We start from the raw sequence: 23,193 nt of genomic DNA on the forward strand, positions 1-23,193 counted from the left end.
AAAGTTATATTCTTGTATTTGAATATAAATTCATATCTTTATTATATTTTTGAATATAGAGCTATGAAAACAGCAAGGGTATTCATTCTATATGTATATCAAAATGATGCTTCAAATCTTTTGACCAAAGAAGCTCCCTTGGGAGCTTCTTTATTGATTTACATTGCTTTAATTCATCATCATAAAGTGCTTTATGCCAAATTTTCTAACACAAATTGTGGCGATTTAATAAATAATCGAATTAATGCTTGAGCAGAACTCGAGGGTTGACGAACACCACGTTCCCAACTTTCTAAAGTTCGGGCAGAGATACACAATTTTGCCGCAAGTTCAGTTTGTGAAATATTCATTTTTTGCCGAACTTTAATGATCTGTTGTGCTAAATCCAAACAAGCCGTTTGCTCTACAGTATGATTCACATGATTATGACTGTGTTGAAGCAGATGCATAGTTATCTCCTCCTTAGGGTCGAATAAACAAGTCAATGAGTTATTAAAATAAGTATTGTCCTACAGCTGCATAAATTTGATACTGCAAAATTTACACTTTAGAGTGAAGCAAAGATGGCAACACTGTAAGAAATGATAAGAAAATTCAAGAGTCAAAGTGGGGCGGGGCACGACCTTGTGGCAGAACAAAAAGCGGCTCAGTTTGAAATAGTGTTGGTGTAAACGATGTTTTAAAAGACAAAACCCGAATTTGCGTTCGGACTAAAATTGGTCTGATTTTGTTTTCAAATAATGGTAGTGCAAAACTATAAACTAGACAGTATTCACATTCATGATCTGTATGCGCCGCATCTTCAGATGATGCATGTTCGTGTGAACTTTCAAGTCCGAATGCAACATGAGTCGCAGTTTCATGGTGTGTAGATGAATACGAAGAATGGGGTGCGGTGCGTTCTAAAAATAATGCTTGGGCAATAGTTTCACAGACAGAGGAAAAATGTTGTTTCTCTGGTAATAAAGGCTGTAGGAACACAGCGACTTGTAACAAGATTGCAAATAATCCTAGCAATCTGCCCCACATCATAAACACTGTATCAATCTTTTATTCAATTTATTCATGTAATACTATAACAAAAATGACAATGATAAATATTGAAGTATTACACGAAGTTTTAATTAATATTTAACCTAATATTGAGCGTTATTTAAGCATTCAACAGACCCTAGTATCATCTTGTAAAAGAAACTGTCGGAAAACCTGCTTCCAGCCAAGCTTGCATACCACCTTGCATTGAATAGACTTTCTCGAAACCCATTCTTTGTAAGGCTTGAGTGGCAAGTGCAGAACGCGCACCAGTACCACAAAGTAAGTAAATATCTCGTTCAGCCAGATTGGTAAGAGCACGTTCAACATCGCAATAGTGGTTTACTACAGGGTGTTGTGCAATTTTCATTTCTAACATGCCGCGTGGAAAATTCACTGCACGGTCTATTGCACAAGCCTGATGTTCTTCAGGTTCTCGTACATCAATCAAAATAATATCGGGATGTTGCAAATATTTTTCATGCAATTCTTGCACGCTAATTTCTGTAATTTCACTTTTGGCTTCAGTGATTAGTTGATCTGGTGTTTTCATTCATCCACACTCATTTATTTTGAGTTTATATAATATTATATATTTAATAAGATTTTATTATTGTTAGGAAATGTGTCTGATCGAATATCGTTGTGATTTTCTATAAAAACATTTTAAATCAGGTGTTTAAATCCTAATAAAATTTAAGTCATCAATTGATCAAAAAGTCATATCTTATTCAACTATAAGGTATATACTAGATCTAACACTTTTGTTCGATTGTTCAGGGGACGTCAAATGCCTGCAAGATTTTTTGGAATTTTTCTGGGTTTAATTGCAGCGGTATTAATCATTGGTGGATTATTCATCAATATGATCAGTGGTGAAGCTACCGTCGTGGAATACTGGATTTTATTGTTGCTTCCATGTTTTGGTATTCCAATTTTGTCTGCAGTGTGCCTAAAAGAAATAGACTAAGCACAAAAGTATAAGTTTTCTTTACATTAAAATTGATAGATGATTCATCGCATTTAATTTTAATGATCCAAAAGCCCATGCGATCATGGGTTTTTGTGTTTACAGCAAAACAGTTGGTTTTGAGTTTTATTTGAATATTTGCAAAGCAGCGTTGCAGAATTGGGCTGTTCAGCAGCCTAGTCATAGTTAAATGCTATTAAAATCTAAAGACAATATTTAAGTTTAATAACATGTAAGCATTCCATTATCAGGTATTGCCAATCAATGTTCATTTTGGCGTAGGTCATCTGCAAAAAATTCAAGAGATTTTACGATCTTATACCTATAGGCGTATTTTAACTATTGCCACTGCAGGGCAAAAAGCCGCAGGCGAGCGTTTATTGGCACTAATCCAAGACATGGCTGTAGCGGTCTATCCTCATGCGGTGATGCATGTGCCAAAAGAAGTTGCCGATCAAGCCATTCAAGATGTGCAGCGTTTAAAGGTCGATTGCTGTTTGGCACTCGGCGGTGCTCTGCGATTGGTTTAGCCAAAGCAATTGCTTTAGAAACCCATTTACCGATTATTGCAATTCCGACCACTTATGCAGGTAGTGAAATGACTGCGGTGTATGGCATCACCGAAAACCAGCTGAAAACCACAGGCAAAGCAGCTCAAGTTTTGCCTAAAGTAGTGATTTATGATCCTGAATTGACACTCAACTTACCCACTGAAATTTCGGTATGTTCGGGTATGAATGCGATGGCACATGCAGTTGCGGCATTATATGCACAGGATAAAAATCCCATTGTAAGTTTAATGGCGCTAGAGGCGATTACTCAACTGGCACAGGCTTTACCTGAAATTGTGCAAGCGCCTCATAATATGCAGGCACGTGAACATGCTTTATATGGCGCATGGTTGGCAGGTGTGTGTTTGGGTTCGGTGGGTATGGCAATTCATCATAAAATTTGCCATAGCTTGGGCGGACGCTATCAGTTACCACATGCGCAAACCCACGCCATTGTGTTGGCGTATTCAGTGCATTACAACCGACATGCAGATATTGCTGCAATGAATCAACTGGCAGCGGCTTTAAATGTGTCAGATCGGGAACAGTTAGGCTTGGCGATTTATCAGCTTAACCAAAAATTGAATATTCCAATGGCACTTAAAGATTTAGGATTACCCGAAACAGCACCTGCCCAAGTGGCACGTATTATCTGTGATAGTCCATATTATAATCCACGTGAATATGACTATGCCGAATTAGAGGCTTTATTGACCAAAGCTTATTGGGGACAAGCACCAATCTAATACTGCTGAGAAATAGCATGATAGATAAAAAACCGAAGCCACTTAGACTTCGGTTTTTTATTTGCCGTGACGGATTACGGTTTATACAAGCCTAAATCTTGCAAATGTAATCTAAGAATACGTCGCAGTTCCAATACAGCTTCTGGCGTTTCCTGAATGGAATGTCCGCCTTTAATAATTTTTTCTGAAACAGCGCCATCTAAGTGGGCACTGTTGTAATGCACCACATCGTCATTCATTAACAGATGCTCAGTGCTGTCGGTATTATTGCCAATAATACTGTGATATTTAAATCCTTTGACAGGCAAAATATCTTCAGTTAATTCCGTAAATTTGGAATTTTTACTTAAATCACTCGGTCCATTTTGAATGACGCCATGCCCAATTTCTTTGGTTAGATTTTTTAAATCGACTTCATGTTGCTGCAAGGTATCCGCAAACGCGCTTAAAAATGCAGTCGGTAAGCGAATGACTTTACGTGCTGCAAGGGTGAACCAGCGGTCTGCAAACTCTGTACCTTTATGCGGTGCAGCCAAGAATATTGCACGGTTAAAATTGGTGATGGGTTTAAGGCGCAAACGTGCTTGCAACAAAGGATCAGATTTAAAGCGTTCCAGACGTCGGTTTTTAAGCATTTGCATGGCAGGTTGAGTTAAATCAGTATCGCTGACCAACAAACGTGCCAAAATACCACCCATGCTGTGTCCAATTACTACAGCATCTTTTTTGGCTGCAGCAGAAGGACTGACCTGTTTAAAGCCTTGTTGAAGCAAGGCATAAATTTGGAAACGGCTTTCTAAAATTGGCATATTGGTCGAGTAAAACACTTGCCAGACTTGAAAGTTTTCCCGCAATACAGGATCGCCCATAATATCGTTGGTTAAGCGAATCCACGCTTCGGGGCTACTGGCCAAACCATGAATGAGGACAATGACTTTTTTATTCGGATTATACGGCTCAAGTAAGTACAAATGCGGCATACTGAGTCGTTCTTCACGATCAATTAAGGATAAATAAGCCGATTTACCTAAATTATTTTGCGCTAACCACAAGCCATAAGGTGCAGAAAAGTTAGCTGCAAGCGGGTAGTTCTTTTGTGCAATTTGGGCAGATTCATATTTATACGGATCATAAGCCTTGAGCTTAAAATGCGGCCGATTCAAAATATCTTCAATGGAATTGGCGCTATGTGGTTCTGCAGTGATTGTCGCGGCTAAATAGCGAGCTTGGTGAATATTTGGATTTTTTCCTGCAGGATAATCATATTTTAGCGGATCAATAATATATTTGCTTTTGCTCAGATCATCGTTTGGATTTTCAGGCAATACCACCAGAAATTCAGACCCAAAACCATCACGGCGCGTGACCGAGCGCAAACCCGAAAAGTTCAGGTTATAGGTTGACATCAACTGCTGAATTTTTTGTTGTTTCAGCTGCGGGTAGTACTCAAAATCAATGTCATAAATGCTGTTGCCAACACGAATTTGTTGTTGCAATTCATCGTGTTTATAGCGCAGCGCATAGCTGCTGACCAATTTGGCAATCGCCTGATTATAAAAATCCCGAATTTGGACTTGTCTGTTATCAAAAAGACGGTCTTGCGGCGCACGTTTGGTTTTAAACATGTAGGCGTAACTATAACGAATACTTTGATCGAGCATGTGCAATTGCTGATCTAAACATTGTTCATAATTGGCCTGATGAATTTTTTGTTGTTCTTCCGATCTTTTGCTGTTCAGAATACTGATTTTACAGGACGATGAATTTTCCAGTTCAATCGCTTTCGCTAAATATAATTCACTGGCGGTTGAGAGCAGTTGTTCATCTTGAATTTGCGGGATTTGTTTGAGTGCACTTACACATTCTTCAGGTTTTTCGGCACAAATATTGGCTTCACGTCCTGTCATCGACAAGACATTTAAACTGGCTTCACTCAGTTTTTTGCGCGATAAAATACTATCACGTTCATTGGCAATACTAACTTTTAACGCCTGATTTTTAACACTGACCACCTGACAACCAGACAGCAGTGTTGTACTGAGCAATGCAGCAATCACAATTTTATTCATGGAAAGTCTGGCTTAATTTTTAAGATTTTTTTCCATCATACGTTTTTTTAAAGCTTTTTCAATTGCGTAGAAAGCAAAATAGACCGTCGAAACGGTCTATTTTTAGGTATTTTTGTATCGATTTTTTATTAAGTGCGTGGTGCGATCACTTGCCACACATTCCAGCGACCTTGCTTTTCAATTTCAGCAATCAAACGGTCAGCCACTTCGGCTTCTTGCGGGTATTTGATTTTATAGTTTTTCAAAGTTTGTACTGCATTTTTCTTTTGTTCCATGGCAATATAATTGTTTGCCGCAGACAAATAAGCTTCCTGCACACCTGCTTTCATGGCTTTGTCTAAATAAGGAATGGCTTCACGATGACCGCCACCTTCAGACAGACCGAAACCAAACCAGAAATTCGCTTCGGCATCTTCCTGATTAATTTTTAAGATACGCTGCGCATAGTTAAGTGAGCGTGTGGTGTAAACAGAGCCTAAGTCTAGATTACGTGCCATAACACTGGCTTTAAATGCACGCATCAAAATATCAAAAGAGGCATTTTCATTGGCTGCCAAAGTGTCTAATTGTTGAGTCAATTCTTTGAGCTTTGCCTCGAAACCACGACGTTCCTGACGTTCGCTAAAACGTGGTGGATAGTGACGTGCTTTGCCTTCGACCAATTGTAAGAAGTCATCAATTTCGGTGATGTCAATTTCGTTTTCACCTGCCAAAACTGCAAACTTCAAGCTACGGGCATTGTTATTGACCGTAGGTACAATCAATTTGTTTTGATCTAAGGTAATGCTTTTGCTTGGATCATTTGGGTTAGTAACCACCATTTTAGTCACAGGCTGTGCTGCTGCTTTTTGTAGGTTAATTTCAAATGGTGGTGGGGCATCATAATTAAATGGATTTAAGGCATAGAATGGTGCACTTAATTCAGGTTCGGTAAATACGATAGGTGGTTTTACTTCTTGTTTTGGTGGTGCAACACAGGCGCTAACGAGCGTTGCGGCTAGAATACTGAGTGCCAAAGGCTTAAGAGTCATGGTGTTCTTCCGTTCAATTTATTTTAAAAGTGAGAGGTGATTGTGTCGGATTAAAATATTGCATGTCGGTCAGTCTAAGAAATCTGTTCCGAACATGCAATACAATTGAGGGGGCTTAGTTACACAGTGATACGAAGTTTTTTTAAGTATGTAGGATTGATCAAATAAACAGCCCTATTTACTTTGTGCTTCACACTCACGTCTAACATCTTCAATTATTTTTAATTCTTCTGCACTATAAGGTTGTTCATTTTGCTGTGGGTTTTTAAAGCTTGGGTCAAGTAAAGAGAGACGCTGACATAATAAATTCATACGTTTTTCATTTTGTTCCAAGCGATCTAGTAATACTCGCATGCCGTCCAATACTGGGTCAGATTGGTCCTGCGTTGCTGCATAAGGTTGGAAACCAATACTGGCAGCATAATCACGACGACGTGCTTCCTGATCATCGGCAGGTTTATTTTTCATAATAAAGCGCGCAGGGTTACCCACAGCAGTTGCGCCTTCAGGTACTTCTTTGGTCACAACCGCATTAGAGCCAACTTTGGCATTTTTATGTACGGTGAATGGGCCTAGAATTTTCGCGCCTGCACCGACTACTACGCCATCTTCCAAAGTTGGATGACGTTTGCCTTTATTCCACGTTGTGCCGCCTAAAGTCACGCCATGATATAAGGTGACATCATCACCAATTTCAGCAGTTTCACCAATCACCACGCCCATGCCATGGTCAATAAAAAAGCGACGACCAATTTTTGCACCGGGATGAATTTCAATTCCTGTAGCAAAACGGCTAAATGACGAGAGTAGACGTGCCGACCCCTTGCAGTCTTTGTTCCATAATTCATGCGCCACACGATGCATAATTAAAGCGTGAATTCCTGGATAAGTGGTTAAGACTTCAAGTGTATTTCGAGCAGCAGGATCGCGCGCGAAGACAGCTTGAATGTCTTCTTTGAGCTGTTTAAGCATTAGTTTGATCCTCGTCCTGTGTTGATGTAGATTTTTTCCATGAACCGTTATTCATTGCTTGTACGCGGCTAAAAATTCCGCGAAGTAAATGGTATTCCATACGATCTAATTGTATACGTCCGAAAAGCCGACGCAAGCGCAAAGGCAATAATCGTGGATTTTTTGGATCCATAAATTCAATTTCTGCCAGCATTTTTTCTAAATGTGGATAGAACTGTTGCATTTGTTCATGGTTGACCAAAGGTTCATCCCATTGCATCGCTTCAGAATCTGTCACTTGCATCGTCGCTGCAGGATCGGCAATTTTTCCGACAATATCGATGGCAGCCATACGCATTTCATAGCAAATCACTTGAATGGCTTGAGCAACATTGAGCACACCATATTCTTCATTGACAGGAATCGTCACGTGATAATTCGCCAAAGCCAGCTCTTCATTGGTTAAACCACGATCTTCACGTCCAAAAATAATGGCAACATTTTGCCCATGCTGTGCCACAGCATTTAACGACTTTTCTGCCGCAGGGCGTGCATCTAAGAGTGGCCAAGGAATAGTACGACTACGTGCACTGGTGCCAAAGACCAAATGGCAGTCGGCAATTGCATCTTCGAGTTGTTCAACCACGTCAATCTGTTCAATTAAATCGGTCGCACCTGCTGCCAAAGCATCAATATCTGGGTGCGGATAGGTTTTTGGGGCAACCAAAACCAATTTACATAGCCCCATGGTTTTCATAGCGCGTAAGGCACTGCCAATGTTGGCAGGCAGGGTGGTATTCACCATGACAATACGCACGTGGGAGAGATGTGCGGCAACAGCTGCATTGTCGGTTTGACTCATAACAAATCCAGATGGGTTAAGTTTTTAATTAAGAGTATTGATTAACTTCTGTATGATATAAATCCATGGCATCGTCCATGCTCATATCAGTCGCTGGTTGTGTAATCGTTGCAGGTCTCGCCACATCGATAGCTTTCGCAGCTTTAGATTTCACTTGATATTCAATATGCACGCTTTCTTTACCAAAATAGTCACGGAGTTTGACTAAGGCTTCATCTAAGGGTGCGATTTTCCACTGAATACCCAAATGTAATTCTGCAGTGGCATAAGCATAGTCAAGGTGCAATAACACAGGAATATGCGTGCATAAATCTACATTACAATACGGCAGTAACATATTTTGTAAGTCTTGACTCAGGGTCTTGCTTAAATGTTCTGCATGCAAGTGAATTTGAATGCTATTGGCACGTTTTTGGCGAATTTCGTTCAGGCTAAATGCTTTGGTTAAGCGTCCCATCGGGCGATCAAAACCTTCGCGTTCGTAAATTTCACCTTCGATCACCACCACTTTTTCAGTTTGCACAATATCTTTAAAGCGTTGGAAGCGTTCATGGTTGGCAGACACTTCAATACGTGCCGTACCATCATCCAAAGTGACTACCATACGATTGGGGAAGTTGGCCACATCCACCACTAAGCCTGCAAAGACGGTGGTCACACCTCGACGAGTTGGTGTCAATTCATTAATTTTACTTGGAATAAAGGCTTTTAATTCATTACGATAGACATCAATCGGGTGACCAGTGAGATAAAGACCAAGCGTGTCTTTTTCACCTTTGAGTCTGACTTCATCTGACCATGGTTTCACAGGTTTAGCTGGCTTACGCTGTACTTCTTCAACCTCACCAAACAGATCCATGATGCCTGTTTCACGGTTGGAACGTGCTTGTTCCGCCGCTTGTACCGCTTCTGGCAATTGTGCCATTAAACTTGAGCGTTCGATGCCTAAACAGTCTAATGCACCCGCACGAATTAAGGCTTCAAGGGTTCGTTTGTTGATTTTTTTCAAATCAATACGATGACAGAAGTCAAATAAATCGCGGTATGGACCTTCTTTTTGGCGAGAATCAATCACCGATTGCATGGCTTGTTCGCCCACGCCTTTAATTGCGCCAAGTCCGTAGACAATGGTGCGTTCATCGCTGGCGTGGAAATGATACAAAGACATATTTACCGAAGGTGGTAAAACTTCCAGACCATTGTGGCGACAGTCATCAATCAGGAACACCACGTTATCGGTGTTTTGCATTTCCGACGACATTACCGCAGCCAAGAATTCGGCAGGGTAATGTGCTTTCAGCCATGCCGTCTGATAGGCAACGAGGGCATAAGCAGCCGCGTGGGATTTGTTAAAACCGTAGCCTGCGAACTTTTCCATATAGTCGAAAATATGGTTGGCTGTGGCGGCATCAATGTCTTTTTTCGCAGCACCTTCAATAAAGATTTGGCGCTGTTTCACCATTTCTTCAGGTTTTTTCTTACCCATAGCACGACGTAGTAAGTCCGCACCACCGAGGGTATAGCCTGCACAATACTGTGCCGCCTGCATTACCTGTTCCTGATAAACCATAATGCCGTAGGTTGGCTCAAGTACACCTTCTAGCAATGGATGCAGATACTCAAACTCGCCGCCATGCATACGGTGAATAAAGTCTGGAATGAGATCCATTGGGCCGGGACGATACAACGACACGAAGGCAATAATTTCTTCAAATTTGCTTGGGCGTGCTTCTTTCAGCATCTTTTTCATGCCCACGGATTCAAATTGGAATACCGCTGTGGTGTTGGCATTGGCAAAGACTAAATAGGCATCTTTATCGTCCAATGGAATATGAGCAATATCTAACGGTGTATCTGCTTGGATGCGTTTATTGATATTTTGTACTGCATCTTCAATAACCGTCAGGTTACGTAAACCCAAGAAGTCAAATTTGACCAAACCTGCCGATTCAACATCGTCTTTATCGTATTGTGCAACACGGGCGGTTCCATCAGCATCGCACATAACCGCAGAAAAGTCGGTGATTTTGGTGGGTGCAATCACCACACCACCTGCGTGTTTGCCTGTGTTGCGGGTAATGCCTTCAAGTTTTAAAGCCATTTCCCAAATTTCTGAAGCATCGTCATAGTCTGGGTTAGATGGATTGGTCACCACATCTTTCAGCTGTGGTTCGGCTTCAATTGATTCTTCCAAACTAAGCCCTAAAGGTTTAGTTGGAATCAGTTTAGAAATACGGTCTGCCAAACCATAAGACTTGCCCAAAACCCGTGCGACATCTCGAATCGCACCTTTGGCGGCCATAGTACCGAAAGTGGCAATTTGTGATACCGCATCACGTCCATAGGTGCGTGCCACATAATCAATGACTTTATCGCGTCCTGCAATACAGAAATCGACGTCAAAGTCGGGCATGGATACACGTTCTGGGTTTAAGAAACGTTCAAAGAGTAGTTCATAACGCAATGGGTCTAAGTCGGTAATTTTTAAGCTATAAGCGACCAATGAGCCTGCGCCTGAACCACGACCCGGCCCAACAGGTACGCCATTATTTTTAGACCATTGAATAAAGTCCATGACGATGAGGAAGTAACCCGGGAAGCCCATCGAGTTAATAATATTAATTTCGTATTCAATTCGTTCATCATAAGGTTTGCGAATTTCTGCCCAGTCTTCATCGCGCTGTGTGACAGGATAGAGCACATTTAGACGTTCTTCTAAACCTTGTTTGGATAGGTGCGCGAAGTAGGTATCAATGGTGTGTCCGTCTGGAATTGGATAATCTGGAAGGAAATATTTACCCAATTGCAGCGTGACGTTACAGCGTTTGGCAATGTGATAGCTGTTTTCAATAGCACTTGGAATGTCGGAAAATAATTCCGTCATTTCTGCAGTAGTTTTAAAATATTGCTCAGGACTATACGTTTTAGGACGACGGTTATCCCCTAAAACATAACCATCGGCAATACAAACTCGCGCTTCGTGCGCTTCATAATCTTCACGGCGGACAAAGTGCACATCATTATGTGCCACCACGCCAATATTATATTTTTTAGCTAATTTAACCGCTTCGGCAATAAAAGCATCTTCATCGGGACGATCTGTACGGGTCAGCGCCAAATAGACCCGATTACCAAATTTTTCTATCCATTCTTCTAGCAACGGTTCGGCTTTTTGTGGATTGGACGTGATCAGCATTTTGCCGACATCACTTTGAATGCCGAGTAACAGAATCAGATCATCGGCTTGTTCTAAAATCCATGCTTTATTGACGCAAGGGATATTGAGTTGCTGACCTTCAATATAGCCACGCGACACCAGTTCGGTCAGATTGCGCCAGCCGTGATTGTTCATCGACAATAGCGTCACACGATGATCGGCATCATTTAAACGCAGCACTGAACCTAAAATCGGTTTGATGCCTTGCCCCAAACATTTGCCATAAAACTTTACGGCAGCGTGCAGGTTAGAGAGATCGGTCAATGCCAAAGCAGGCATTTCTTCATTGACTGCAGCTTTAATCAAGTCAGGTACGCGTACAATCGACTCGGTAATCGAAAATTCTGTATGTATACCTAAATGAACAAAGCGCATGAATCAGTCCCTTAAAAAATCACGGGTTAGTTTAGCATGCTCTGCTCAAGACAAAACATGCTGCAAAGTTTTTCCTACGGTTTTCGATGATCTTGACCGTATATCAAAATTTCAGTTTTTTGGATGTTGATATGGCGTGAATCACGTATGCATGGAGAAGGAGTGTGGTTTTAACCCCTTACACACTCATACGAGTAGCAAGGAGTTAAATGGTGAATCTATTTCTGATGTGTAGATGAAAGATTTATCTGAGTTTAGATAACCAATCGCCTAAACTTTGCACCAATTGCACTAAAATTAATAAGACCACCACGGTTAGCATCACGACACTACTATCAAAGCGTTGATAACCATAAGAAATAGCAAGGTCACCAATGCCGCCTGCACCGACTGCGCCTGCCATAGCAGTTGCGCCAATTAAGCTAATGGTGGCTGTGGTTAGGTTCAAAATGAGTGAGCTACGTGCTTCAGGTAAAATAAATTTGAAGATAATCTGTAAGGGTGTAGCACCCATTGCCTGTGCAGATTCGACAATCCCTTCATTGACTTCAAGCAGTGAAGTTTCTACCAAACGACCAATATACGGGCCGACATAAATGGTCAGTGGAACAATGGCTGCCCAAGTTCCGATGGATGTACCCACTAACAATTTAGTCAGCGGAATCACCGCAATCAATAAAATAATAAAGGGTAGGGAGCGCAGTGCGTTTACAATCGGGTTAAGCCCGTGATAAATCACACGGTTTGGCAAAATACCTGTCGGACGAGTCACTACAAGGGTAATGCCCTGAATAAAGCCCCAGATACAACCAAACAACATGGCAAAGAACACCATGTGAAAGGTTTCTTGTAAGGCTGTAACAAACTGGTCAATAGATAAAGAGCTTTTCCAGAAAGGCGCAGTTACTGAGGTCAGCCACTGTACAATTAAATCTCTCATGCTTGTACTCCTGACTGTTCAACTTCAACACCATTGGCTTGCAGAAATTCAAGTGCTTGTTGAATGACGCTTGCATCACCGAGCAATTGTATAAACATTTGCCCAATCACAGCGCCATCAATTTCGGTCATATTGGCAAATAAAATATTCAGGCTGATATCAAACTGTTTAATGACGGCTTGAATTACGGTTTCCTGAGCTGATTTACCTAAAAACTTCAGACAATAAATGCTGTGCTGATTTTGATTTTCCAGATTATTCAAAATATTGATAGGCAATTGCTGCTGCAACACGGTTTGAATAAAGCTTTTGGTGGTCGGATGTTGCGGTTGACTAAATATTTCTAGGGTTGAACCTGTTTCAATGACTTTGCCTTGTTCCATCACCGCCACATAATCACAAACCGATTCAATCACATCCATTTCATGTGTGACCATTACAATGGTAATGCCTTGTTCGCGGTTAATTTTTTTCAGTAATTCCAGCACAGATTTGGTGGTTTGTGGATCAAGTGCTGAAGTTGCTTCATCGCAGAGTAAAATTTTAGGATGATTGGCTAGCGCACGCGCAATACCGACACGTTGTTTTTGTCCGCCTGAAAGTTCATCAGGGTAGGCGTCTTTTTTATGTTTTAAATCAATAAACTCAAGTAATTCATTTAAACGCTTTTCGCGTTCGGCTTTGTTCCAGCCTAACAGTTTCATCGGCATTTCAATATTGGCAGCCACAGTTTTGGTCTGCAATAAATTGAAGTGCTGAAAAATCATTCCAATATGGGCACGTTCTTGACGTAATTCGCGGGCATTGAGTGCAGTAAAATCTTTTTGATGAATGATGACTTGCCCAGCATTTGGGCGCTCCAACAAATTTATCAAGCGGATTAACGTACTTTTACCTGCACCACTATAGCCAATAATGCCAAAAATACTGCCTGTTGGAATTTGTAGGTTAATTTGATCCAACGCACGCAGTGTTTGACCTTTGAGCTGATAGTGCTTTGAAATGTTTTTAAATTCAATCATATCGTCAAGAAATGTCCATAAATGAAAAAACAGGCAAAGTTCGCTTTGCCTGTTTTGTTTAACGCATTATATTACTATTTTGCTGCTTCAGTGAAATAGCTGACAGGTTTATTTACCGCAACTTTTGTTCCGCCAAAGTGCTGATCAATATATTGCTTCACTGCTTCGGTATGATACAACGCACCTACTTTTTGCAAGATTGGGTCATTTTGACGATCTGCAGCAGTAGCGAGAATGTTGACATTCATTTTTGTGCTTTGGTCAATTGGCTCGTAATAAATTGAATCTTTAAGCACGTTTAAACCACCTTCCATTGCAAGAGTGTTGCCCAAAACAATTGCATCGACTTCATCTTTGACACGTACAGCCGTTGCCATTTGAATCGGTTTGATTTGAATTTGCTTGGCATTTTCTACGATGTCTGCAGGCGTACCTTGAACATTGTCAAAACCATCTTTCAGTTTAACCAAACCAGCGGATTGAAGTAATAACAACGCACGTGATTCATTGGCACCATCATTTGGAATAGCAATCGTTGCACCTGTTTTGAACTCATCCAACTTTTTCACTTTGCTTGAGTAAATACCCATTGGCTCTAAGTAAGTTGTCGCTACTGGTGCAATTTGATCTTTATTGTTGGCATTAAATGCCACCATATAGGCATAAGATTGGAATGCGTTAAGATCAATTTCTTTATTTGCTACCGCCGTGTTCATTGACACGTAATCGGTGAAGTTTTTCACTTCAAGTTGAATACCTGCTGCTTTGGTTTCAGGTAAGTCGGCAATAAAACGCCAAATATCTGCATCTGAACCAGTCGATGCCATAGTGACAGTGTGTAGAGCAGAAGAATCTTTTTGTGCCGCGTCAGTCGCAGGCGCTTCTTGTTTGCCACAGCCAGCCAAGCCAACTGAAAGACCAAGTACAAGACCAAGGAGCTTTTTCATGAATATATCCCGAGCAAGTTTAAGCCGTGCCTAAAGTTGCCAATGATTGAGAAGAATCAAATCAGCACGATGGATGGAATCGCATGATGATGATTTTGTATGTTTCTCAAATATGTTGTAGGTATTGTTTGAGTACTGAAAAAGTCAGCCCACAGCTCAATCAATAATTTTGAGATGGATGGGCAATTCACTTTTTCAAAAGATGCACCATCATAACAATAAAAAATAATTCTATATAGTGCTGTGTATGTTATGCATATCACTGTTTTTACAACAGAAAGCGAATAAGTCAAAATAAGTTCTTATAAATAAATATATTCTGTAAAGATTAAGGATTTGAACAAGTGTTTAAATATTTAGGTGCTTTAAAATTTATTCTGCAATCGATAGTAAAAAAAGAGATATGAAATTGTCGGTATGAAATCGGCTTAGTTACAAGAATCAGAACATGGCTGTAAATACATAAAAGAAGTTATGAATGATTTTTCCAACGATAATATATCGCCCATATATAAGGCAAACAGAGTAACAATGAACCTATCCCTATAAAAACATAAGCCAAATATATTAATCCTGCAAAAATAAAAAGTATTTGCAATGTAAACTCAACGAATATTGAAATTAAAAATTCTTTGAAGCTTTTTATTTTTTGCATGTTTATTGATCTAAAGTATTTTATAAACGTAGATCATCACAATGTACATGGGTTACAACCTGATAAACAAAAAGCTCGTACAGTGACGAGCTTTTTTATGGACTTAAATTTTTAGGCTAAACTAAAAATTTTAAGCATTTTCACGAGCAATGGCACGATAGCCAATATCTTTACGATATTGCACACCATCAAAGGTAACTTTTTCGCACAGTTCAAGGGCTTTAGCTTGCGCTTCGCCAATGGTATTACCGAGCGCAGTTACACACAGTACACGACCACCATTGGTCACAATCTCACCATCGGCATTGCTTGCTGTACCTGCGTGGAATACTTTCGCATCTGCCATTTGTGTTTCTAAACCAGAAATCACATCACCTTTGCCTGAAGTTTCAGGGTAACCCGCAGTCGCCAATACAATCCCGACAGTTTTGCGTTCATCCCAGTCTGCTTCGGCAGGTAAGTTGCCAGCAATACCTGCTTCAACCAAATCTACCAAAGATGACTTTAAGCGCATCATAATTGGTTGTGTTTCTGGGTCACCAAAACGGCAGTTAAACTCGATCACTTTTGGTTGACCTTTGTCGTCAATCATTAAGCCTGCGTATAAGAAACCTGTATAAACATGACCGTCTTTTTTCATACCTTCAACAGTAGGACGCATCACTTCATTCATGGTTTTTTCAAATACGTCTGCAGTCACGACAGGGGCAGGAGAGTATGCACCCATACCACCAGTATTTGGACCTTGGTCGCCTTCAAAAATACGCTTGTGGTCTTGTGAAGTTGCCATAGGAAGGATGTTGTCGCCATCAATCATACAAATGAAAGAAGCTTCTTCACCTGCAAGGAATTCTTCAATGACTACACGTGAACCTGCATCACCAAATTTGTTGCCTGCTAGCATGTCATCAATTGCATCAAATGCTTCTTGATTGGTCATCGCCACGATCACGCCTTTACCTGCAGCAAGACCGTCCGCCTTGATCACGATTGGAGCACCATTTTTTTCAACAAATGCTTTTGCCGCATCAACTTCGGTGAATACGTCATAGAATGCAGTTGGAATGTTGTGACGTTTTAAAAAGTGCTTGGCAAAGGCTTTAGAACCTTCAAGCTGTGCAGCAAACTGGGTTGGGCCCCAAATTTTTAAACCCGCTTCACGGCAGGCATCTACTACACCATTGACCAGTGGTGCTTCAGGGCCAACAATGATTAAATCAACAGCATTATTTTTGGCAAAGTCGATGATTGCAGGGTTATTTTGAATATCTAACGCTACATTCTCGCATTTGTTTTCTGTTGCCGTACCTGCATTACCCGGTGCAACGAAGACTTTAGCGACTTTGTCATCTTGTGCGATTTTCCATGCCAACGCATGTTCACGACCGCCGCTACCTAAAACTAAAATATTCATCTAAAAATCCCTCAAAGAATAAAATCCCCCTAGCGAAGCTATGCTTTTCACCCTTGAAAAGGAAGGAGATTGTGCATAAAAACACAGTTCCCTTACGTGAAAAGTCCCCCTTTTATAAAAAAGGGGGATTTCGGAGGATTATTAAATACGACTTCTAATTAATGAGTTTAATTAGTGACGGAAATGACGCATGCCAGTGAAGACCATTGCAATACCAGCTTCATCTGCTGCTGCAATCGTTTCTTCATCACGCATAGAACCACCCGGTTGAATAATGCATTTGATACCAGCTTTAGCTGCGTTATCAATACCATCACGGAATGGGAAGAATGCGTCAGATGCCATTACTGCACCTTCAACCACTAAACCTGCATGTTCTGCTTTAATGGCAGCAATACGAGCAGAGTTTACACGGCTCATTTGACCTGCGCCAACACCAATGGTCTGACGGTTTTTCGCATAAACAATTGCGTTCGATTTTACGTATTTCGCAACTTTCCAAGCAAAGATCATATCGTCAATTTCTTGTTCAGTTGGTGCACGTTTGGTCACAACTTTTAAGTCATCTTTCGTGATCATGCCCAAGTCTTGGTCTTGAACCAATAAACCGCCGTTGACACGTTTGTAATCCATTTGTGGAGCGCGTGCATCAATCGCAGGAAGTTCGCCACATACCAGTACACGTACGTTTTTCTTCGCGCCAGTCACTTCAAGTACGCCATCAGCAATGCTTGGTGCAATGATCACTTCAACGAATTGACGGTCTACAATCGCTTGTGCAGTGGCAACGTCTAACTCACGGTTAAACGCAATGATGCCACCAAATGCAGATTCAGGGTCAGTTGCATAAGCAAGGTCATAAGCCGCTTGAATACCGTCTAAAGATACAGCAACACCACATGGGTTCGCGTGTTTTACGATCACACAAGCAGGTTTTGCAAATGATTTCACACATTCAAGTGCGGCATCAGTATCTGCAATGTTGTTATAAGATAATTCTTTACCTTGAAGCTGTTTCGCTGTAGAAACAGAAGCTTCAGTTGCAGCAGGGTCTACATAGAACGCTGCAGATTGATGCGGGTTTTCGCCGTAACGTAAATCTTGCGCTTTGTTCAATTGTGTATTGAATGTACGTGAAAATTGGTCAGCAGTACCTTCTTCTTTACCTACACGTGCACCTAAGTAAGAGGCGATCATGCCGTCATATTGTGCAGTGTGTTCAAATGCTTTCACTGCCAAATCAAAACGAGTTTCGTAAGACAATGCACCGTTGCTTTTCATTTCTGCAATAACAGTCGCATAGTCAGAAGCATTTACTACAATACCTACAGAAGCATGGTTTTTCGCTGCAGCGCGAACCATAGTAGGGCCACCAATGTCGATGTTCTCAATCGCATCTGCAAGTGAACAATTTGGTTTTGCAACAGTCGCAGCAAATGGATAAAGGTTAACAACAACCAAGTCGATGGCATCAATATTGTGTTCTGCCATGACTGCTTCGTCTAGACCACGACGAGCCAAGATACCGCCATGAATTTTTGGGTGTAACGTTTTTACACGACCATCCATCATTTCAGGGAAACCAGTATGCTCTGATACTTCTACGACAGCAATATTGTTGTCTTTAAGCAACTTATAAGTACCGCCAGTAGATAAAATTTCTACCCCAAGAGCAGCAAGGTCTTGTGCAAATTCAACAATACCTGTTTTGTCAGAAACAGAGATTAAAGCGCGTTTAATAGTCATGATCTTCGTCACAGTTTTCAATTACAGATTAAAACAAACTAGCAAAATGCAGGTAAAAAAAATGCCTGCGGAGGTCGCAAGCATTTTATCACTTATTCACTCATTAAACCGTGAGCTTTTAACTTTTTACGTAAAGTACCACGGTTTAGTCCAAGAATTTCAGCAGCGCGTGTTTGGTTACCGCGAGTGTATTCAAGAACAACAGATAAAAGAGGTTTCTCCATTTCTGCTAACACCATGTCATACACTTGTGAAGGTTGTTCACCTTGTAGTTGTGCAAAATAATGGCGAACTGCGCGATCTACGTGAATACGTAAAGCAACATCAGATTGTGCAGTAAAAATAGGAGATTTGCTATTCATGCGAATTAATCCGAAAATCAGATATCACTGGGATAAAGTGATATATCAATGTGGTCTATAAATTAAATGAACTCCGTTTTAGATCCTAAAACGGGAAGTTCTAAAACTGGAACATTTAGCTTGCCACAACTCTAGGCATTGGTCGAAATTTAAGCGTAACAATACATTAATAATTGTTACAGACCAAAATCAAAACAAAAAATCTACTCTGTACGCGATATATAAAAATAAAGCGCATTAGACAGATCTATATTTGTTGTGAATCTTGCGAGGAGTTTGCAGCACAAAGCTTTCGTGGCGCGTATGATACCATTGTATGAGAAAAAGTGAGCAAGAAAACTGCAATTTTTTTAATTTTTTTCGCTATTTTTTCACTATTTTTTTGTGAATTAAGGCTTGATAATTTCTAAAGTATAGGCATCGAAGTCGTTTCGTGATATTGGAACTAAAATGTCAAACTTAAATGGACTGTTTTTAGGAATACGTTGAATGCTCGAAAGACTTTCGACCAAATACTCCTGTGGGGAATAGATGTAAGTCGATAATGTTTGTTGTTTTTCTTTTAAAGTGACTTTGATATTAGGCAAAGCCAAGCTTTTATCATAGTAATTGATCAGCTCACCCGTAAATTGTGTATTCATACGATCTACACGTTTAACCTTCACGCGATTTGCTGAAATTAAGCTATAGCGTTCTTCTAAACTGCTACAGTTAAAAAATTGACAGACTTGGGTAAACACAGAATTCAGTGCAGGGCTGCTGTTTAAAAACTTTGGGTTAAACCACAAAATTTGGAAGATCAACAAGCCAATCAATAAAAGATTAATAATTCCCCAAAGTAAGTAGTAACCATTGCCATGCTTTTTTTCACTTTCAAGATCAGGCGCAGACAACTTCATGGCAGGAATGTTGCCAATCGGTTCAGTACTGAAATAATTGAGGTTATTCAGATAGGTTTTCAGATCAATATTGGAATGTTCAACTTTACGCTGAAAAATATCTAAAATATGTTGCGGTTGCGCAAGTTCAGCAGTTGCCTGCATAAAACTGCGGTTTTGAATGTGATGTAATTGTGATGTGACTGAGTTTTTATTTTGAGGAAAGGCAAATACCAAATGCGAAAGAGCATTAAAGGTATTGTCGCATTTAGGACAACAAACCATCCCTTGCGCAACGGTCAGCTGCGCAACGGATACTTTATAAACAGTTTGGCATTCAGGGCACTTGGTTTGCTTGTCACTCATAACTCAAAAATTACAGTTAGTGGGGATGGCGTTTCCCAGAAATTCGACACCAGTTTTCTTCACGTTTTTCGACTTGTACTATATCAAAAAATTCAGAATAAACACTAGAAACTTCAGCAACTTGCTCTTCAATTACACCTGCAAGTGCGAACTCGCCCTCAGATTTAATTAAAGTTGCAAACTCTGGCGCAAGCATCATTAATGGGCCTGCCAAAATATTGGCAACCAAAATGTCTGCTTTTTCATTGCCAATGGTTTCATTGAACTCTTCTGGAAGTCCAACATATAAGTTTTTAAGTACACCGTTGAGTTCAGCATTTTGTTTGGTCGCTAAAACTGCTTGCGGGTCAATATCAGTCGCATAGACTTTTTTTGCACCGAGCAACAAAGCCGCTACTCCTAAAATACCTGAACCACAACCGTAGTCGATCACGACTTTATCTTTTACATTGGTTTTACCTAACCATTGCAGGCACAGGAACGTACTGGCATGGTTACCTGTACCAAAAGCCAAACCTGGGTCAAGTTTGATATTGACTGCATCTGCCTCAGGTGGTTCTAACCATTCAGGTACAATCCAGAATTTCTCTGCAATCTGGATTGGCTCGTAGTAATCCATCCATGAGCGTTCCCAAACCTGATCTTCCAAAAATTCACTGCGTAAAGGGGCATCTGGCATTTGCGCACGAATAAAGGTTTCTAAGGCTGCAACATCAATTTCTTCACCTTCGTCTTGTGCATAAATACCTGTCACAATGACTTTGTTCCAAAGTGGTGTTTCACCTGGTAGTGGCTCAAGTAAGTCCTGATTTTCCGCATCATCTAAGGTTACGCTGACTGCGCCCAATGAACTGAGCAGGGTTTCAGTAAAATCGACTTGCGCTTGATCAACAGTAATATGTATTTGTAACCACTTCACGGAGATAACCTAAAATTTAATGCGTAAGCGCTATTGTAACTGAACTGCTGCAGGCGCTGTTATTTTTTATTAGGATTGCGAAAGGGAAAACTCTATACGATTGGAAGTTTCAAATTCGCTTTATGCTTATAGTCGAATAATGTGACAAAAATATAACTCTAAAAAATATAAGTTAAGAATTTGTTTGAACCATCATCGCTCAATCATCCCTAAAACAGTCAAATTGCTGGATTGGGGATGATTGAGAGACTTGTTTTAGGATGCAGATTGCTCCGATGCAGGAGTCGGCACAAATTTATTTAGTAATGTGCCTAAAATTGCGGCAAAAATATACATGAAAATAGAATAAACCGCAGCAGGCATGGCAATGGTTGAGCTTGCCATAACGGTTAGGGCGATGGTCATTGCAAGGGTACTGTTGTGAATGCCAATTTCAAAGGCGCAGGCACGGGCTTGTTGGCTGTTCACACCAAAGAAACGCGGGACAAAATAACCAATCAATAAACTGCAGGCACAGAACAGAGCAGTGGCAAGTCCTACATCTGCCAAATAAAGCATGATGTTATTTCGCTCTTTGGCAATCGCGCCAATAATAATCACTATCAGAAAAACCACAGCAAAAATACGCACAGGTTTGTTTAAACGGTCTGCCGTTTGCGGGCTAAAATGGCGTACCAACATCCCCAAAGTGACAGGGATAATAATAATTAAAAACACCTGTAATACTTTGGCAAACTGTAAGCCGACTTGTTGCCCATCCTGCATAAAATGTTGAATGGCAAAGTTGACAATCAGGGGCAAGGTAAATGCTGCAATCACGGAATTCACGGCAGTGAGGGTGATGTTTAGTGCAATATCACCTTTATATAAGTAGCTAAATAAGTTGGCTGTTGGCCCACCTGGAGATGCTGCTAGTAGCATGAGTCCGACTGCAAGCAGTGGTGGTAAATTCAGCAGTTTACAAATAAAGAATGCAATTGCTGTCAGGACGACCAATTGACAAAATAAAGCAATAAACACTGCTTTGGGGTGTTTGCTCACCCGTTTAAAGTCGTTAGGAGTGAGTTCTAAGCCAAGTCCAGCCATGACCACGGCCAAAGCCAGCGGCAAAAATATTGTGATTAATCCTGAATCCATAAACACTCCTTTGTTTTTACATCTACAATAATTTATTTGATATTTAACTGTTTGTTTAATATGTAGTTAATTTTGCTCACGTTTTAAATTGTATTTTTATTGTGGTTTAAACTCTGCTCCTGTTTGTGTTGATGGGCAAGTTTGGCCGATTGTCTAGCTAACATACTCCCTAAAATAAAGCTGAACATATACATAAAAATGGTGTAAATCGCAGAAGGAATGGCAATTTCAGTGCTTTGCAAAACCGATAGCGCAACGGTTAAAGAAACAGCAGTGTTATGAATGCCAATTTCAAAACAACAAGAGCGTGCTTGTTGATCAGGCACACCCGCCAAATACGGCACAAGATAACCAATAAGTAAACTTAAAAAGCAAAAAAGCGCTGTGGCGATACCAATCGCACTGAAATAGTCAAAGACATTGGCGCGTTCGCGGAAAAGCGCATAAAAGAATAAAGCGAAAATGAAATAAATGGACATCAAACGCATAGGTTTGCCCAACTGTAATGCAATTTGTGGCATTGCATTACGCACCGCCATTCCTACACAAACAGGCACAATAATCAGTAAAAAAACCTGTGCCATTTTTTCAATTGGCATGCCAATTTGTTGTTGATCGGTCATAAAATACAGAAAAGACAAATTAACAATAAAAGGCAGCGTAAAGGTCGCCATCACAGAGTTCATTGCGGTTAGGGTAATATTTAGGGCAACGTCACCTTTATAAACATAGCTAAATAAGTTCGCAGTAGGCCCCCCTGGTGAGGCAGCAAGCAGCATTAAGCCAATTGCCAAGAGCGGTGGCAATTCTAAAAATAAACAAATTGAAAATGCTAAAACAGGCAAAATGACCAATTGTGAAAAAAGCGTTAAAAAAATGACTTTAGGAAATTGATTGACCCGAATAAAGTCTTTAGGCGTGAGTTGTAAGCCTAAGCCCATCATCATCACAGCTAAGGTCAGTGGTAGAAAAAAGGTAAAAAAGCCTGAATCCATAGCACATC

At 40.6% G+C, this 23,193-nt stretch carries 21 protein-coding genes; 3 read left to right on the forward strand and 18 right to left on the reverse strand.

The features are described 5' to 3' along the window. Window positions 1-191 precede the first annotated feature (191 nt). From FTU70_RS05110 to FTU70_RS05120, 3 genes are all read right to left on the reverse strand, one after another. Window positions 192-449, reverse strand: coding sequence for a DNA-binding transcriptional regulator (locus FTU70_RS05110; RefSeq protein WP_004973099.1), 258 nt, complete (start codon window positions 447-449; stop codon window positions 192-194). A 145-nt stretch (window positions 450-594) separates the two neighbouring features. Next, window positions 595-1,029: a DUF2946 family protein gene (locus FTU70_RS05115; protein ID WP_154321263.1), complete on the reverse strand. Its 435-nt coding sequence runs from the start codon at window positions 1,027-1,029 to the stop codon at window positions 595-597. Window positions 1,030-1,177: 148 nt separating this feature from the next. Further along, window positions 1,178-1,585 (reverse strand): rhodanese-like domain-containing protein, encoded by a 408-nt coding sequence (locus FTU70_RS05120; protein WP_096900921.1) that lies wholly within the window; start codon window positions 1,583-1,585, stop codon window positions 1,178-1,180. Between the two features lie 237 nt (window positions 1,586-1,822). Between FTU70_RS05120 and FTU70_RS05125 the strand changes: the two genes are divergently transcribed. The 3 genes from FTU70_RS05125 to FTU70_RS05130 all read left to right on the forward strand — a co-directional run bounded on the left by FTU70_RS05125 (window position 1,823) and on the right by FTU70_RS05130 (window position 3,299). Then, entirely contained in the window at window positions 1,823-2,002 is a 180-nt protein-coding gene (locus FTU70_RS05125; protein ID WP_004973110.1) for a hypothetical protein, read from the forward strand. A 254-nt stretch (window positions 2,003-2,256) separates the two neighbouring features. Beyond that, the gene (locus tag FTU70_RS14345) at window positions 2,257-2,532 is read left to right on the forward strand and encodes an iron-containing alcohol dehydrogenase (RefSeq protein WP_253103581.1); all 276 of its coding nucleotides are present in this window, start codon (window positions 2,257-2,259) and stop codon (window positions 2,530-2,532) included. Next, window positions 2,493-3,299, forward strand: coding sequence for a maleylacetate reductase (locus FTU70_RS05130; protein WP_257222023.1), 807 nt, complete (start codon window positions 2,493-2,495; stop codon window positions 3,297-3,299). Before FTU70_RS14345 ends, FTU70_RS05130 begins: the two co-directional genes overlap by 40 nt. Before the next feature lie 74 nt (window positions 3,300-3,373). Here FTU70_RS05130 and FTU70_RS05135 read toward each other — a convergent pair whose 3' ends face one another. From FTU70_RS05135 to FTU70_RS05205, 15 genes are all read right to left on the reverse strand, one after another. Beyond that, window positions 3,374-5,368: a triacylglycerol lipase gene (locus tag FTU70_RS05135; protein ID WP_004973116.1), complete on the reverse strand. Its 1,995-nt coding sequence runs from the start codon at window positions 5,366-5,368 to the stop codon at window positions 3,374-3,376. 128 nt (window positions 5,369-5,496) lie between these two features. Next, window positions 5,497-6,399: an ABUW_2363 family tetratricopeptide repeat lipoprotein gene (locus tag FTU70_RS05140; protein WP_154320674.1), complete on the reverse strand. Its 903-nt coding sequence runs from the start codon at window positions 6,397-6,399 to the stop codon at window positions 5,497-5,499. Between the two features lie 174 nt (window positions 6,400-6,573). After that, a complete protein-coding gene (gene cysE / locus FTU70_RS05145) occupies window positions 6,574-7,371 on the reverse strand; it encodes a serine O-acetyltransferase (protein WP_004973118.1) in 798 nt (265 codons plus the stop codon). Beyond that, entirely contained in the window at window positions 7,364-8,212 is an 849-nt protein-coding gene (locus tag FTU70_RS05150) for an RNA methyltransferase (RefSeq protein WP_180060213.1), read from the reverse strand. Before FTU70_RS05150 ends, cysE begins: the two co-directional genes overlap by 8 nt. A gap of 28 nt (window positions 8,213-8,240) precedes the next feature. Then, window positions 8,241-11,804, reverse strand: a complete 3,564-nt coding sequence (gene dnaE / locus FTU70_RS05155) for a DNA polymerase III subunit alpha (protein WP_180060215.1) — start codon at window positions 11,802-11,804, stop codon at window positions 8,241-8,243. Window positions 11,805-12,048: 244 nt separating this feature from the next. After that, complete coding sequence (locus FTU70_RS05160) at window positions 12,049-12,744, reverse strand: methionine ABC transporter permease (protein WP_004973122.1); 696 nt, start codon at window positions 12,742-12,744, stop codon at window positions 12,049-12,051. After that, window positions 12,741-13,766 (reverse strand): methionine ABC transporter ATP-binding protein, encoded by a 1,026-nt coding sequence (locus FTU70_RS05165; RefSeq protein WP_004973123.1) that lies wholly within the window; start codon window positions 13,764-13,766, stop codon window positions 12,741-12,743. The genes FTU70_RS05160 and FTU70_RS05165 overlap by 4 nt, the downstream gene beginning before the upstream one ends. A gap of 74 nt (window positions 13,767-13,840) precedes the next feature. Further along, window positions 13,841-14,713, reverse strand: a complete 873-nt coding sequence (locus FTU70_RS05170; RefSeq protein ID WP_096900915.1) for a MetQ/NlpA family ABC transporter substrate-binding protein — start codon at window positions 14,711-14,713, stop codon at window positions 13,841-13,843. A gap of 785 nt (window positions 14,714-15,498) precedes the next feature. Then, window positions 15,499-16,782, reverse strand: a complete 1,284-nt coding sequence (gene purD, locus FTU70_RS05175) for a phosphoribosylamine--glycine ligase (RefSeq protein ID WP_004973125.1) — start codon at window positions 16,780-16,782, stop codon at window positions 15,499-15,501. A gap of 171 nt (window positions 16,783-16,953) precedes the next feature. Beyond that, complete coding sequence (gene purH, locus FTU70_RS05180) at window positions 16,954-18,528, reverse strand: bifunctional phosphoribosylaminoimidazolecarboxamide formyltransferase/IMP cyclohydrolase (RefSeq protein WP_096900914.1); 1,575 nt, start codon at window positions 18,526-18,528, stop codon at window positions 16,954-16,956. A 92-nt stretch (window positions 18,529-18,620) separates the two neighbouring features. Beyond that, a complete protein-coding gene (gene fis / locus FTU70_RS05185; RefSeq protein WP_001086304.1) occupies window positions 18,621-18,890 on the reverse strand; it encodes a DNA-binding transcriptional regulator Fis in 270 nt (89 codons plus the stop codon). 389 nt (window positions 18,891-19,279) lie between these two features. Then, window positions 19,280-20,134: a DUF3426 domain-containing protein gene (locus FTU70_RS05190; RefSeq protein ID WP_004973129.1), complete on the reverse strand. Its 855-nt coding sequence runs from the start codon at window positions 20,132-20,134 to the stop codon at window positions 19,280-19,282. Window positions 20,135-20,150: 16 nt separating this feature from the next. Beyond that, window positions 20,151-21,053, reverse strand: coding sequence for a 50S ribosomal protein L11 methyltransferase (gene prmA, locus FTU70_RS05195; RefSeq protein WP_004973131.1), 903 nt, complete (start codon window positions 21,051-21,053; stop codon window positions 20,151-20,153). A 255-nt stretch (window positions 21,054-21,308) separates the two neighbouring features. Further along, window positions 21,309-22,190: a bile acid:sodium symporter family protein gene (locus FTU70_RS05200; protein ID WP_096900912.1), complete on the reverse strand. Its 882-nt coding sequence runs from the start codon at window positions 22,188-22,190 to the stop codon at window positions 21,309-21,311. A gap of 83 nt (window positions 22,191-22,273) precedes the next feature. Beyond that, window positions 22,274-23,185 carry a bile acid:sodium symporter family protein gene (locus FTU70_RS05205; protein WP_004973134.1) on the reverse strand — a complete coding sequence of 304 codons (912 nt, stop codon included), beginning with the start codon at window positions 23,183-23,185 and terminating at the stop codon, window positions 22,274-22,276. Between the last annotated feature and the right edge of the window lie 8 nt (window positions 23,186-23,193).

Source organism: Acinetobacter sp. YH12135 (assembly GCF_013418565.1).
Taxonomy (GTDB): Bacteria; Pseudomonadota; Gammaproteobacteria; order Pseudomonadales; family Moraxellaceae; genus Acinetobacter; species Acinetobacter towneri.